This is a genomic window from Mesorhizobium sp. M1428 (genome assembly GCF_040317515.1).
Classification (GTDB): domain Bacteria; phylum Pseudomonadota; class Alphaproteobacteria; order Rhizobiales; family Rhizobiaceae; genus Mesorhizobium.
On sequence record NZ_JAMYKT010000002.1, the window covers coordinates 73,405 to 86,801 of the forward strand.

11 protein-coding genes are annotated in these 13,397 nt (G+C 62.9%); 5 read left to right on the forward strand and 6 right to left on the reverse strand.

Features of this window, described 5'->3' with window-relative positions; translation table 11 throughout:
• Positions 1–3: 3 nt before the first annotated feature.
• Genes NKG60_RS03650 through NKG60_RS03660 form a run of 3 tightly spaced genes read right to left on the reverse strand, consistent with a single transcriptional unit; the run spans position 4 to position 3,787 of the window.
• On the reverse strand, positions 4–2,325 hold the full coding sequence (locus tag NKG60_RS03650; RefSeq protein ID WP_352661561.1) for a xanthine dehydrogenase family protein molybdopterin-binding subunit: 2,322 nt from the start codon (positions 2,323–2,325) through the stop codon (positions 4–6).
• Positions 2,322–3,305, reverse strand: a complete 984-nt coding sequence (locus NKG60_RS03655; RefSeq protein ID WP_352661563.1) for an FAD binding domain-containing protein — start codon at positions 3,303–3,305, stop codon at positions 2,322–2,324. The genes NKG60_RS03650 and NKG60_RS03655 overlap by 4 nt, the downstream gene beginning before the upstream one ends.
• Positions 3,302–3,787, reverse strand: a complete 486-nt coding sequence (locus NKG60_RS03660; protein ID WP_352661566.1) for a (2Fe-2S)-binding protein — start codon at positions 3,785–3,787, stop codon at positions 3,302–3,304. The genes NKG60_RS03655 and NKG60_RS03660 overlap by 4 nt, the downstream gene beginning before the upstream one ends.
• Positions 3,788–4,484: 697 nt before the next feature.
• Between NKG60_RS03660 and NKG60_RS03665 the strand changes: the two genes are divergently transcribed.
• Positions 4,485–5,117, forward strand: coding sequence for a TetR/AcrR family transcriptional regulator (locus NKG60_RS03665; protein ID WP_352661572.1), 633 nt, complete (start codon positions 4,485–4,487; stop codon positions 5,115–5,117).
• A gap of 18 nt (positions 5,118–5,135) precedes the next feature.
• Here the strand turns inward: NKG60_RS03665 and NKG60_RS03670 are convergent, their stop codons facing one another.
• Entirely contained in the window at positions 5,136–5,576 is a 441-nt protein-coding gene (locus tag NKG60_RS03670; RefSeq protein ID WP_292662068.1) for a lipid-binding SYLF domain-containing protein, read from the reverse strand.
• Between the two features lie 286 nt (positions 5,577–5,862).
• Between NKG60_RS03670 and NKG60_RS03675 the strand changes: the two genes are divergently transcribed.
• The gene (locus tag NKG60_RS03675; protein ID WP_352974104.1) at positions 5,863–6,798 is read left to right on the forward strand and encodes a hypothetical protein; all 936 of its coding nucleotides are present in this window, start codon (positions 5,863–5,865) and stop codon (positions 6,796–6,798) included.
• 30 nt (positions 6,799–6,828) lie between these two features.
• Here the strand turns inward: NKG60_RS03675 and NKG60_RS03680 are convergent, their stop codons facing one another.
• Both NKG60_RS03680 and NKG60_RS03685 read right to left on the reverse strand, forming a co-directional pair.
• Positions 6,829–8,391, reverse strand: a complete 1,563-nt coding sequence (locus NKG60_RS03680) for a serine hydrolase (protein ID WP_352661579.1) — start codon at positions 8,389–8,391, stop codon at positions 6,829–6,831.
• A gap of 132 nt (positions 8,392–8,523) precedes the next feature.
• Positions 8,524–9,957 (reverse strand): coiled-coil domain-containing protein, encoded by a 1,434-nt coding sequence (locus NKG60_RS03685; RefSeq protein WP_352974106.1) that lies wholly within the window; start codon positions 9,955–9,957, stop codon positions 8,524–8,526.
• A 480-nt stretch (positions 9,958–10,437) separates the two neighbouring features.
• Between NKG60_RS03685 and NKG60_RS03690 the strand changes: the two genes are divergently transcribed.
• The 3 genes from NKG60_RS03690 to NKG60_RS03700 are packed head-to-tail and all read left to right on the forward strand — an operon-like array spanning position 10,438 to position 13,351.
• Positions 10,438–11,178 (forward strand): ATP-binding cassette domain-containing protein, encoded by a 741-nt coding sequence (locus tag NKG60_RS03690; protein WP_352661585.1) that lies wholly within the window; start codon positions 10,438–10,440, stop codon positions 11,176–11,178.
• A gap of 55 nt (positions 11,179–11,233) precedes the next feature.
• Complete coding sequence (locus NKG60_RS03695) at positions 11,234–12,295, forward strand: ABC transporter permease (protein WP_023677317.1); 1,062 nt, start codon at positions 11,234–11,236, stop codon at positions 12,293–12,295.
• Between the two features lie 51 nt (positions 12,296–12,346).
• Positions 12,347–13,351 carry a sugar-binding protein gene (locus NKG60_RS03700; RefSeq protein ID WP_352564173.1) on the forward strand — a complete coding sequence of 335 codons (1,005 nt, stop codon included), beginning with the start codon at positions 12,347–12,349 and terminating at the stop codon, positions 13,349–13,351.
• Positions 13,352–13,397: the final 46 nt, after the last annotated feature.

A 13,397-nucleotide genomic window follows, 5' to 3' on the forward strand; every position in this document is an offset into this window, starting at 1 on the left:
GCCTTAAATCAGCTTCTCCAGCGTGATCGGCAGATCCCGCACCCTTTTCCCGGTGGCGTGGAATACCGCGTTGGCGATCGCCGGCGCCACGCCGACGATGCCCAGCTCGCCGACCCCCTTGCCGCCGAGCACCGAGGAATGCGGATCGGGAATACCGACCGAGATCACCTCGATGTCTGGAATGTCGGCATTGGTGGCGATGAGATAGTCGGCAAGGTTGTTGTTGACGATGCGCCCATGCCGGCGGTCGACGATGCCTTCCTCGAGCAGCGCCTGGCCGATGCCCATGATGATGCCGCCCTTCCACTGGCTTTCGGCGAGCTTGGGGTTGTAGAGCCGGCCCGAATCCAGCGCCGACACCACGCGCGACACACGAACCGTGCCAAAGTCCTCGTCGACGCGCACTTCGATGAAATGCGCGCACCAGCTGTGGCGGGAATAGTCGCCCTCGGTGTGCGGCAGCGCCATGGCTATGGTGGTGTAGTTCTTGTAGCGGTCCTCGACCGTCGAATTGGCCGGCATGGTGTCGCCCTTCGCCTCGATATGCTCGCGCCCGACGCTCCTGAGCAGTTCGGCGATGGAAACTTCAGGGCCGTTGCCGCGCGGCGAAGCGATGCGGCCATTGGCGACGACGAGCGTGTTGGCCTGCAGCGTATGGAACGGCGAAGCCGGATCGCTGATGGCGAGCCCGATCAGTTGGTCGAGCGCGGCACTCGCCGCCTTGTGGACGGCGCCGGTCATCACCCCGGCCAGCCGCGAACCGCCGGTGACGCCGGCACGGGCATAGCGGGAATCGCCAAGCTTGACGATGACGTTTTCCGCCGGCACGCCCACCACCTCGGCGGCGGTCTGCGCCAGGATCGTGTAAGTGCCCTGCCCCATGTCGATCGACGAGCTTTCGACCTCGACCGAGCCGTCGGCGAGAATGCGCACGACCGCCTCGCCATAGGCGCGCCGCACCGGGTAGGTGCCGGCGGCGACGCCCCAGCCGATCAGCTGGTTGCCGTCGCGCATCGAACGCGGCCGGGGGTCCCGCTTCGACCAGCCAAAGGCTTCCGCGCCTGCGGCGAACGCCTCGCGCAGCTGCCGTGTCGACCACGGCTTCTTCGCATGCGGATCCTGCTCGGCATAGTTCCTGAGACGGATTTCCAGCGGGTCGATACCGACCTCGTAGGCGAGCTCGTCGATCGCGCTTTCGATGCCGAAGGCGCTCGGGTTTTCGCCCGGCGCGCGCAATGCCCCCGGTACGACCGTGTTGACCCGCACGACGTTCTGCCGCGACGAGAAATTCGGCGTCGCGTACATGACCGAGGTGACCGAGCCGAGCGGCTCGACCCACATGCCATCGACCGAGGTCTCGTTGACGCCACGATGCACGATCGACTGGATCTGGCCTTCTGCGTTGGCGCCGAGCGCCACCGTCTGGCGCGTCGCTGCCCGTCCACCATAGGCGGTGAAGGTCTGCGGCCTGGTGACCGCCAGCTTCACCGGCCGTCCCAGCATTTTCGCGGCGACTGCCGCCACAGCGCCGTAGCCGTAGGCGAACGCCTTGGAGCCGAAGCCGCCGCCAATATAGGGCGAGACAAGGCGCACATTCTCGAACGGCACGCCGAACCATTCGGCATAGGTCCGCGCCATGCCGTCGAGCCATTGGCTCGGCTCCCACACCGTCAGCTGGTCGCCCTGCCACTTTGCGATCAGGCCATGCGGCTCCATCGGCGCCTGGTATTCGCGCGGCGTGTTGTAGGCATTGCAGATCCTGACCGGAGCCGAGGCGAACGCTGTCTCCGCCTCGCCCCATTCCTTGGTCATCGCATCGACCGGGATACCGTCGCCGGCCTTTGGATCGCTGAGGTCGACGATCGCCGGCGCCTCGTCATAGGCGATCTTGACCAGTGCTGCGGCTGCGACCGCCTGCTCGAAACTCTCGGCCACCACCGCCGCGACATGCTGGCCGCTGAAGGTGATGTCGCGCGCCAGCGGGCAATAGGCAACGGACGGCGGCGGCGTGCCCAGCCAGTCCGTTGCGGTTCTCAGCGGCAGGATATTGTCGGGCGTCAGCACCAGCAGCACGCCCGGCGCGGCCTCGGCCGCCGCCGTGTCGATCGAACGCACCCGACCGGCGGCAATGGTGCTCTCGACCAGCACCGCATGGCTGAGCCCCTCGAGCTGCTGCTCGACGGCGTATTTGGCGGCACCGGTGATCTTGGCCGGGCCGTCGACGCGCGACAGCCGGCCGCCGACCTGATCGGCGAGGACGGCGCCGTCCGAAGCGTCGCCGCGTTTGGCATCGCCGGGTCTTGTTCTCAACTCGTGAACGGTCATGCCGTTTCTCCCATTTTGAGGATGGCGCGGGCGACGACGCGCGGCGCCAGTTCGATCTTGTAGTGGTTGGCGCCATGGTCGACAGCGCCCTCGACGGCAAGCAGGCTGGCTTGCCTGACGACCTCCGGCTCGACCACTTTGCCTTTCAGCGCCTCTTCGACGGCGCGGGCGCGCCATGGCTTGGTGGCGACGCCGCCAAGCGCGACGCGCAGATCGCTGATTGTCCGTCCGTCAGCCTCGAATTCGATGCCGACCGCGGCACTTGCCGCAGCGAATTCATAGGACTGGCGGTCGCGGACCTTGAGATAGGTCGAGCGGCGGGCGGCGGCCGAAGCGGGAATGCTGATCGCGGTGATCATCTCGCCGGGTTCGATCGCATGTTCCTTGTCGGGCGTGCTGCCCGGCAGCAGGAAAAAGTCATCGACGGCAATCTGGCGGTCGCCGAGATGGACGATCGCGTCGAAGGCGACGAGTGCAACCGCCAGGTCGCCGGGATATGTGGCGATGCAGGCCTGGCTGGTGCCGAACACGGCATGGCCGCGGGTGACGCCGCCGATCGCCGAGCAGCCGCTGCCTGGCGAGCGCTTGTTGCAGGCGGGGAAATTCGCCGGATCGCGGAAATAGGGGCAGCGCGTACGCTGCATCAGATTGCCGCCGATGGTCGCCATGTTGCGCAACTGCGCCGATGCCGCCTGCCACAGCGCCTCCGAGACGGCAGGGAACCTGCTCTTGATATCGGCATGGTCGGCGACGCGGCTCATCCTGGCCAGCGCGCCGATCGTCGCGCCCCGGTCATCGACGGCAATCGTGTCCAGTCCCTTGAGATGGGTGATGTCGACCACCGTCTCGGGTTCGGCAACGCCGCATTTGGCGAGGTCGACAAGCGTCGTGCCGCCGGCCAAAAGCATGGCGCCGGGCAGTGCTGCTGCCTCACGGGCTGCATCGACGGAGCCGGCGCGGAGATACGAAAAGTCCCTCATGATGCGGCCTCCATGGCCGCCTGGCGCACGGCGGCGACGATATGCGGATAGGCGCCGCAGCGACAGAGATTGCCGGCCATGTATTCCCGGATCTCCTCATCCGAGCCGGCATGGCCTTCGCGGATGCAGGCGACCGCCGACATGATCTGGCCCGGCGTGCAATAGCCGCACTGGAAGGCATCCTGTTCGAGGAAGGCGGCCTGCACTGCGTGCAGCGCGCCATCCTCCCCGGCAAGCCCTTCGATGGTGGTGATGGCACGTTCTTCGGCCTGAGTGGCAAGCGTCAGGCAGGCCAGCACGCGCTGGCCGTCGATATGCACCGTGCAGGCGCCGCACTGGCCCTGGTCGCAGCCCTTCTTGGTGCCGGTCAGGCCGAGATGATCGCGCAAGGCGTCGAGCAGCGTAACGCGCGGTTCGACCTCCAGCTCATGTCGATGTCCGTTGATTTGAAGTTGGATTGGAGTTCGGGTTTTGCTTGTCATGGGGCGTCTGGCTCCAGTTGCTTGACGCGGGAGGGGATGATCTGGTGCCCGGCCGGCGAGCGGCAAGGTCAGCTTATGGCTAGGTGAAGGCTATCTTCCCCTTGGGGGAAATGCCCGGCAGGGCAGAGGGGGTCTGCCTGACTTGGTGCGACCTCGAGGAGGGCTGCGGCTTGCGAGGTCGAAAGACGTGACATACCCGATCCCGTGATTACATGAGAAAGGCGCTCCACAATCGGAGGCGCCTCCGCTTATTACCTAAGGGCCCGCTCGGCGCTGTTCAAGCCCAGGATCGAAAATGATCGAAATTGGAGAAAATTGGCTGGGCAGCCAGCCGTCATGCCTGGAGACAAAAAAGCACCACCGGCCCAAGCCGGTGGTGCTCTCTGAACTGTCTGTAGGGGCAGGACAGTCCAATGATCCTGAGGGGATCGTGCTCAATGTGGGCTCATTTTTGCCCCACGGCATCGGCCGAACAGATGAGGAGTGCCGGCCGCGAGGAAATATCCTTCGTCGTCATCCACCGGTCGTTCACCGGAGACGGGCAAGATGCCTCGCCTGCCGGAATGCCGGCCCAGACTCGATCCTGTGATTACTTGCGATTATATTTGTTGGAGACGTAACGAAGGTGGAAGCGTCCGCGTTGTTGAAACGGGGCCTGCCTATCCGGTTATGCTTCGGATCGACACTGGAGAAAAAATTGGCCGCGGAGCCGCCCGTGATACCTCGAGACAAGGCCGAAGCCGCTGTTGCAAAACCGCTGCGCGCCGATGCGCAGCGCAACCGCGACGCGCTGGTCGAGGTCGCGGCAAAGGCCTTTGCCGCGCACGGCGTCGATGCCTCGCTGGAGGAGATTGCGCGCCAGGCCGGCGTCGGCATCGGCACGCTCTACCGGCATTTTCCAACCCGCGAGCACCTGGTCGAGGTGGTCTACCGGCGCGAAGTGGAAGGGCTGAGCCAGGCGGCCGACGAACTCGCCCACGATCATGCGCCTGACATGGCGCTCGAACAATGGATGCAGCGCTTCGTCGACTACATCGCCACCAAGCGCGGGTTGTCGACAAGCCTGCGCATCCTGCTCACGACCAACTCAACCCTGTTCTCCGACGTTTCGGGCAGGGTGACGCTCGCCTTGCGGCGGCTGATCGATGCCGCGGTCGCCGACGGCTCGATCCGCGGCGACGTCGATGCCTCCGACGTGCTGCATGCGTTGGGCGGCATCTATTCGGCCCCGGACACCAAGGACTGGCGCGACCGCTCGCGCCGATTGGTGTCGCTCTTGATGGATGGGCTGCGGTTTGGAGCGGCCAAATCCGGCCCATCCAAGGAATGACGAATGCAGTGACTGTCCTTATTTCAGCGAGATGCTCATACCGCTGAGATCGGCATTGACCTGCAGGCCTACCTGCCTGCCCGTGAGTTCGAGTTGGGCACCCTTGTCATTGGTCATGACGATCACCTGGGCCCCTTTGCCGAGCGCGCCGCCACCGCCCGCTGCACCGTAAACCCCCGTCACATCCCGCGCGCGGCGTATGTGGCGCACGGTACCTTTGAAATAGGTCTTGGAGGCACCGAAGGCGAGGCCGCCCGAGATGCCGCCGACCGAGATGGGATATCGGCGACCATGGAAGGTCAGTGTGCCCTCGCCTCCGGAGCCGCCGATGAAGAAGGCCGCCTTGTAGACGGCGAAGCGGATCGTACCGCTGTCGGCATGTGCGACGCTGGCAAAGCTAACTGCCGCCGCAGTGATGACGGCAACCACGACTGAACGAAATCTGGACGAAATCTTCATGATGAGAACTCCTCAAGATCGCCGCATGCCCAACCGGGCCGGGCACGCCAGCGTCGGATCAAAGTCATAGCTGAACAGTCTCGCCCGTCATTGGTTCCAAGCGCGCGGCCTGAATCCGGCTGCGAGAAGACCGCTACGAAACGAGGCGATGGCGAGCATAGTCCCGGCTGTAAGAACAGCGGCCGAATGGCGGGGATCTGTCGCCGGTGCCCACGAACACGTAGGTGTTGAAGCGGAATGGTATTAGTCTGTGCCCGTCTGGGGTTTCGGGGAGCGCGGCAAAGGAATGGACTTCAACTCACGCCATGGCTACCTCCTGATCGGCGGCCTGATCCTGGTCGGTGCCGGGCTCCTGATCGTTTCGCTGATCGTCAATCTTCGCGTGGCGCACAGTGTGCGTGACGACGTACGCCATCGTGAAAAGCTGCTGGAATATTATCGCAATATCTTTTCGCAGCTGGGCGTGATCCTGATCGGGATTGGCGTGTCCCTGTTCATCTTCTTTTTCCAGCAGGATTATCAGGACCAGCGTAAACGCGAAACGGAGCTCCAGCAGGTTCTCGCCAAACTGGCGGCGCGTGTTGCCCGCGCCAGCGCTGTCATGGAGGCCCTCGGCGAATTCGATGCGCTGCTGGATGATGGCGGCGCCTATGTCAGCCCGGAACTCGGCGGCAACAATGCCGCCATCAGCGCTCACGGAACGGCGCTCGCCAAGCAGGTCTCGCAGATCCTTCTGGTCGAGCGCGATGTCGATGTTCAGGGGTTCGATATTCTCAATCTGTCGCGCGATTTCGAAGCATCGTTCGTCGTCAACGAGCTCAACCCAACGCTATGGTTCAACATCGTCCGGGACGAGAGCGATATCAAATATGCCACCACCCAGATCGCCCTAGATTACAAGGACCTGCAGGATGCGATCGGCGGCGAGCCGATCGAGGTTGCGATCGCCAATCCCGAAAAGGAGCGGAAGATCAGGCAGGAGGTGCTCGACGTCTTTTATGATGCCGACCTCCTGCGCCAGCGCAGCAGGCGTTTTCTCGGCCGCGCGTGCTGGCTTTTCAGCAAGGGGCGCGGCTTCGTCAAGCTTGCACCGGCCAACGAGATCGAAGCCGATGCCAGATCGCACCAGGAATGGATCGAGCGGTCGAAACCCTTCCTGGCGCAAATGACGTCGGGCAGCGGCGACTGCTTCAAATTGCTCCAGTTCGGCCCGGCATCCTGAACCGGCAAAGGCTCGCCCGCCCCGCGGCGGCTAATCCCCTACGCGTTGCAGCGTGCCGAGATGATTGTCGTTGAGAAAATCAATGGTCACGGCCGACGCCTTGCCGTCGGAGCCGACGGCAAAGCTGACGGCCGAGGGCCTGTCCGGCATCTCGGCATCGGGAAAGGTCAGGAAGAGGTCGCGGTCGAAATGCTTCAGTGGATAGGACCGCGCACCGGCGGGCCCGACCTTGAGGACAAGGGCGTCTCCTTCGCCTGACACAATAGCATCGCCGATGAAGTCGTTGAAATAACGGCCTGCGTAGGCACTGGCCGGCTCGGCCGGACTTGCCGGAGAAGGAGGCGCGGCATAGGTGGCCTTGGCCGCCGCAATCACCGGGCCGAACATGCCTGCATAGATATCATTCCATGCCTTTACCTTATCCTTCCCCAGCGTTCCGTCGAAGACGAGATCGGCGAAGCTGTCGGACAGTCCCTCCGGCACGCCTGTCGGAAAGGCGTTGGCGATGACGACGATGCCAAGCTTCTCCTCGGGAAAGAGCATCACCAGACTGCGTGCGCCGGCGCTGAAGGCGCCCGCATGACCCCAGATCGGCCCGTGCCGGCCGAATTCGACATTCCAGCCGAGGCCGTAGAAGGCCTCGCCTCCGGAGACGGGGTTCTTGCCGCGAACCATCAAGGGAACATGTGTCTGATCCAGCGCATCGGCCTTGATGAGCGTCTTGCCGGCATAGACCCCGTTGCCGAGCACAAGCCGCATCCATTGCGAGAGATCGCGTGCGGTGGAACTGACGCCGCCTGCTGGCGCCTGCGCATCCGGGTAGCGCTGGACCTTCGCGGTCCAGGCGCCATCGATCTTGGCGTGGAGCTCGGCACGGTTGGCGTGCTTGATGAAGTCCGAGTGGCGGGAGCTGGTCGAGGCCATTCCAAGCGGACGATAGAGCTTCTCTTCGGCGACCTCTTCCCACGGCTTGCCTGTCGGCTTCGCGGCCGCGACGGCACCCTCGGTCAGTCCGAAATTACTGTAGGAATAGCCCGCACGAAAGCTCGATGACGGCGACACGAACCGCAGGCGGCGCAGGATCTCCGCGCGGTCAAAGCCAATGTCCTCGAGGTCGTCGCCTGCCGTGCCGGGAAGCCCGCTGCGGTGCGCAAACAGGTCGCGGACCGTGAGTTCGCTGGTCGGATAGGGCTCGGCGAGCCTGAAGGCCGGATCGAGGTCGGCGATCTTGGAATCCCACGAAGCGATCCCGTCGCTGACCAGCGCCGCCACGACGGTTGCGGAGACCGGCTTGGAGAGCGAGGCGATCTGGAACACCGTGTCGGCGTCGACTGCCTCCGGCTTGCCGGCCTCGCGATGCCCGAACCCCTTGAGGAAGATCACCTCGTCGCCATGCACGACGCCGATGGCCAGACCCGGTACGGCACCGTTCGCGACGGCGCCTTCGGCAAGCAATTCGAGCTTCGACAGAGCTGCGGCGATCCTGTCGGGTGGGATGGTATCGGCCGACGCCGCTTTCGGCAAAAGCACCATGATGGCGATGAAGGCCAACATCCTCCACCGGAGGTGATTCCGGTTTGTGAATAGCCGCATGCTCAGCCCCTCCGCCTCACCGGCGTGCACTATCGCAGGCCGACGCAGGGAAGGCCAGTCTCACGCTCGACCCGCCATCCATTGACGGATGTCCGCTTCACACCAGTCGAAATTCAGACAGCCGCGCCTGAACTAGGATGCAGCACGCAGGCGGAGGCGCCGCCTGCTGGTGCGGGCCTTCTCCGCCACCGCGGCGGTGATCTCGACCACGCCGTCTTCACGCGGTCTGGCGTTGGTAACCTTGTGGAGCCGCTCGTAGGGCAACAGTTCCTTGACCCGGGCTTGAAGCGACGCGACTTCGACGCGCAGATCCTCGCATTCCTGCCTCTGGACGTCGAACTGTATCTGTTCGGACGCCTGCTGCAGGGAAAGCTGCGAAAAATTCGCGCTGATCGCGGAAAGGTTCATCTTGTCGTTTTCGCTCTCCTTCGTGAGAGCAGACAGTTTTTGCTCGACAATTTGCTTTTCCGCCACCGTGTCGCTCGCTTGGGCCTTGAGCCTGGCTATCTCGCTGGCGGCGTCGCTGTTCTGGTTGGAGGCGGCCTCCAGTCGCGATCGAAGATCCTCGATTTCGGAACGCAAGCCGGTCATCTCCGCAACACTGCGTGCAAGCTCGGCTTCCCTGTCACCGTCCCTGAGGCGGGCCGCTTCCGTTATTTCCGATAGCTTTGCCTGCGCCATATCCAGCGATTTCTGCAGCCGCATCTCCTCTTTCTCGCTCTTGCCAAGCGCAGCCAGCAGTTCCGAAACCTGCGCGGCATCATTGGCATGGACAGTCGAGAGTTCATCCAGCCTGTGCCGGGCCTCGGCCTCCCGTTTCAGCGCCTTGTCGAGGTCGATCGACAGGCTGACATGCTTCTCCCGCAGCATCTCGTTCTCGCGCGAGCGTCTGTTGGCCTCGACGGCTCTGGCCGAGAGCGTTTTGACAAGCTCGCCGAACTCGGCTTCGCGTTTTGCGCTCGCATTGCCTGCCACGACGAGTTCCAGCCTTGCCGCCGCCAGCGCGCCGCGAAGTGCTTCCTTGTCCTCGACCAGGCTCGCCTCGTGCTGCTGCAGCGCCTCGATAGCGCTGTCGCGCTCGCGCTGCTTTCTGGTTGCATCGTGGAGCTGTTCGGACAGCACTCTTTGTTGCGCGGTCAGGCCGGTATTTGCCAGCTCCAATTCGTTGGCGCGAAGAATGTCGCCGTGGAGGAGTTTTAGGAATTCGCCTGTCAGATGATGCGAGGTCGCGATCTCCGACAGTTTTGCGTTGATCTCCCCCAGATACTCCTGCGCGTCGTGAAAGAGCCCATCGACCGCACTCAAGGCAGCCAGCCGGGTTTGCGTATGGGGGGTCAGCCGCCGCGCGGTCTCGAAGGCGTCCGCATTGGCCTCGAGCTGCGAGCTGTCATCCATTGCCGCGAGATTCTCATCCGACGCAGTCTCCTCCGGCACTGTGACGTCATACAGCGGCGACTGATCGTCCACATTGAGACATTCGCTGAATGCATCCGCCAAATCGGTTTCGAGCTCCTTGAACGCTTTCTCCACAGTCTCGGCACGCTTGATCAAACCTTTGAAATTCATGACCGAATATCCCTCTCGTGCAGCGCCGTTGAGGAGCGGACTTTCAACACTTGATCCTCGCCTCCCCCGGATGCGGGTTCATCTCCTGACATGCGCTCTGGCCGACGCACGCTAGGGACAGGCTTCGCCACTGTCCTCGTGTGTTTGAATGACGTGTTCTGGCGCACTCCATACCCGAGCCGTTGGCGCCGCTCGCAAAATGCCCACTCATTTCACCCGAAACGGATATGAAGCGGCGCAAGCCTGAGGGATCGCCTGGTGATTGTCTTAAGGACCGGCCGAGCGCCTCGGTGTTTCTGCAGCAGCTACAAGGTCGCGGCCTAAGACGACGCGTGTCACTGCCGGGAGGCCTGACCTGATAAATGCCTGACCTGATAAATGCCTGACCTAATAAATGATTGTGTTGAATACGTTTCGCTGATTAGCTGCTGTGCATAGACCAGGGACAAGACCGATAAATGTTGTCCCGGGAGGACCGCGATGCCGGTGCTTGAGGTTCGCCACGTCTCCAAGAATTTCGGGGCTATCCAGGCCCTGACCGACGTCAGCTTCCAGGTGGAGCGAGGCGAAGTCGTTGGTCTGATGGGGGACAACGGCGCCGGCAAGTCGACGATCGTCAAGACCGTGGCCGGGAATTTCCCGCCGAGCGACGGCGAAATTATGGTCGAGGGCGAGGTGTGCCACTTCCACCAGCCCGTGCAGGCCCGCGCCAAGGGGATCGAAGTTGTTTATCAGGACCTGGCGCTCGCCGATAATCTGACGGCCGCGCAGAACGTCTTTCTGGGGCGCGAGATCAAGAAGGGCTTCTGGCCGATCAGGATTCTTGACAAGCAGGCGATGATCGATCGCTCGGCAGCGCTGTTCAAGGAACTCAAATCGGAAACCCGGCCGCGCGACCTCGTCAGGAAGATGTCGGGTGGGCAGCGCCAGGCGGTCGCCATCGCGCGGACCCGGCTTTCAAATGCCAAGCTGGTGCTGATGGACGAACCAACCGCCGCCATCTCAGTGCGCCAGGTGGCGGAAGTACTCGAACTGATCCGACGCCTCAAAGCACAAGGAGTCGGCGTCATGCTGATCAGTCACCGAATGCCTGACGTGTTCGCCGTGGCAGATCGTATTATCGTCCTCAGGCGGGGCTCGAAAGTTGCCGACAAGCCAGCCGACAGAACATCGCCCGAGGAAATCACTGGACTGATAACGGGGGCCATCCGTGGCGAATAGTGTTCAGGGGTCAGTTGGCGTTCAGGGCTCAGTCGAAGAACATGGCCGGCCGGCCATGTCGGATTTCGTCCCGACCAAGGAAAAAACAGTTCTCCAACGCGTGATTTCAAGTCAGCCCTTCTGGGTGACGATCGCGCTCATCGCGCTCGTCATGTTGATGACTGCGATGGAGCCGAGCTTCGGCACCTCTGAAAACGTCGCCAATGTGACGCGCAATTTCGCACCTTTCGGCATCATGGCACTTGGCATGACGATCGTCATCATCACCGGCGGTATCGATCTGTCGGTCGGCTCCGTCATGGGTCTCGTGGTCATCGTCGCCGGCCTGTTCCTCACCTGGCATTATCCCTGGTACGTCGCCTTCGCCATGGGTCTTTTCTCCGGTCTGGCCTGTGGCGCGGTCAACGGATTCTTTGTCGCCTATGTCGGGATGCCGTCCTTTGTGGTCACCCTCGGCATGCTGTCCGTGGCGCGCTCGCTGGCGGTCGTATTCTCGGCCAACCAGATGCTCTACCAGTTCGGGCCCGATGCTCCGATCGTGAAGGCAATCGGTCAGTGGAAATGGCCGCGGCACGGTCCGAACGACTGGGCACCGCATTGGATACCAGAACTGTCGTCGCAATTCTGGACCATGGTGATCCTGGCCCTGATTGTCGGCTTCGTATTCAACTTCACAGCCTGGGCCCGGCATCTCTTCGCCATCGGCGGCAATGAAGAGGCGGCACGGCTCACCGGCGTTCCGGTCAACTGGATCAAATTCCAGGCCTATGTCTTCTCGGCTTTCACCGCCGCTCTCGCCTCGCTCCTGCTCCTCGGCTATAACGGCTCGGCCATTAATGCCATGGGCCAGGGCTATGAGCTGCGCGTGATCGCCGCGACGGTCATTGGCGGCGCCAGCCTCATGGGCGGCGCCGGCACGGCGTTCGGTGCAATCATCGGTTCGGCCTTCCTCGAGGTGATCAGGAATGCGCTGCTGATGGCCGGCATCGATTCAAACTGGCAGGGTGCCTTCGTCGGCGCCTTCATCGTTCTTGCGGTTCTCTTGGGCATGCAAACCGGCGGCAAATCGATTCTCGCCGCGTCGCTAGCAGTCTTGATGCCCAAAAAACGCCGCTAGAAACCCGCCGGCGGGAGGCTTGCGGGATCACACCAAGGAGGAGAACGTCACATGAAAAAACATCTGCTGACGGCCGCCGTCGCGCTTGGCGCAATGGTGCTCGCCGTTTCCGGCGCCCAGGCGAAATACACTTTTGCCCTGGTGCCGAAGAACATGAACAATCCTTTCTTCGACCAGGCACGCGACGGCTGCAAGAAGGCCGAAGCCGAATCCAAAGGCGCGGTGGAGTGCATGTATATCGGCCCCGGCGAACATGGCGGCGGCGACGAGCAGGTGCAGATCGTGCAGGATCTCGTGGCCAAGAAGGTGGACGGCATCGCCGTCTCGCCTTCGAACGCCGCGGCGATGGCGGTTGCGCTGCAGGCCGCCAAGGATGCCGGCATCCCGGTCCTCACCTGGGACTCCGATCTCCTGCCCGAAAACAAGGATCTGCGCGTTGCCTATATCGGGACCCACAATTACGAGATCGGCGTGAACCTTGCCAAGCTTGTCATGCAGATCAAGCCAAAAGGCGGCACGATCTGCATCCAGTCGGGCGGCGCCGCGGCGGCCAACCACAACGAGCGCATGCAAGGCATTCGCGATACGCTTTCGGGCACCAAATCGGCAGCCTCGCCCGGGGATCGGCTGACCGGCCAGAACGGCTGGACCGAAATCGAAGGCTGCCCGCTCTACACCAACGATGATTTCCCGCTTTCGGTGCAACAGTTCGAGGATATCATGGCGAAAAACCCGAACCTCGACGCATTCGTCCCAACCGGCGGCTTCCCGCAGTTCATCCCCGATGCCAACCGCGCCGCCGTCGCACCGTACAAGGACAAGATCGCCTCGAAGGCCCTGGCCCTTGTCGTTGCCGATACGCTTCCGGTACAGATCGACCAGATGAAGGAAGGTTTCTCCCTTGGCCAGGTCGGCCAGCGGCCGTTCGAGATGGGCTACAAGACGATGATGGCGCTGAAGGACATGAAGGAGGGCAAGGCTCCGCCGGCCGACCCGACCTACACGGGCCTCGATGTCTGCACTCCGGAGACAGCCGACACCTGCGTCGCCAAATAGTGCTTTTGGGCGGGAGGAAACTCCCGCCCTTTTCATAGGGGATCTC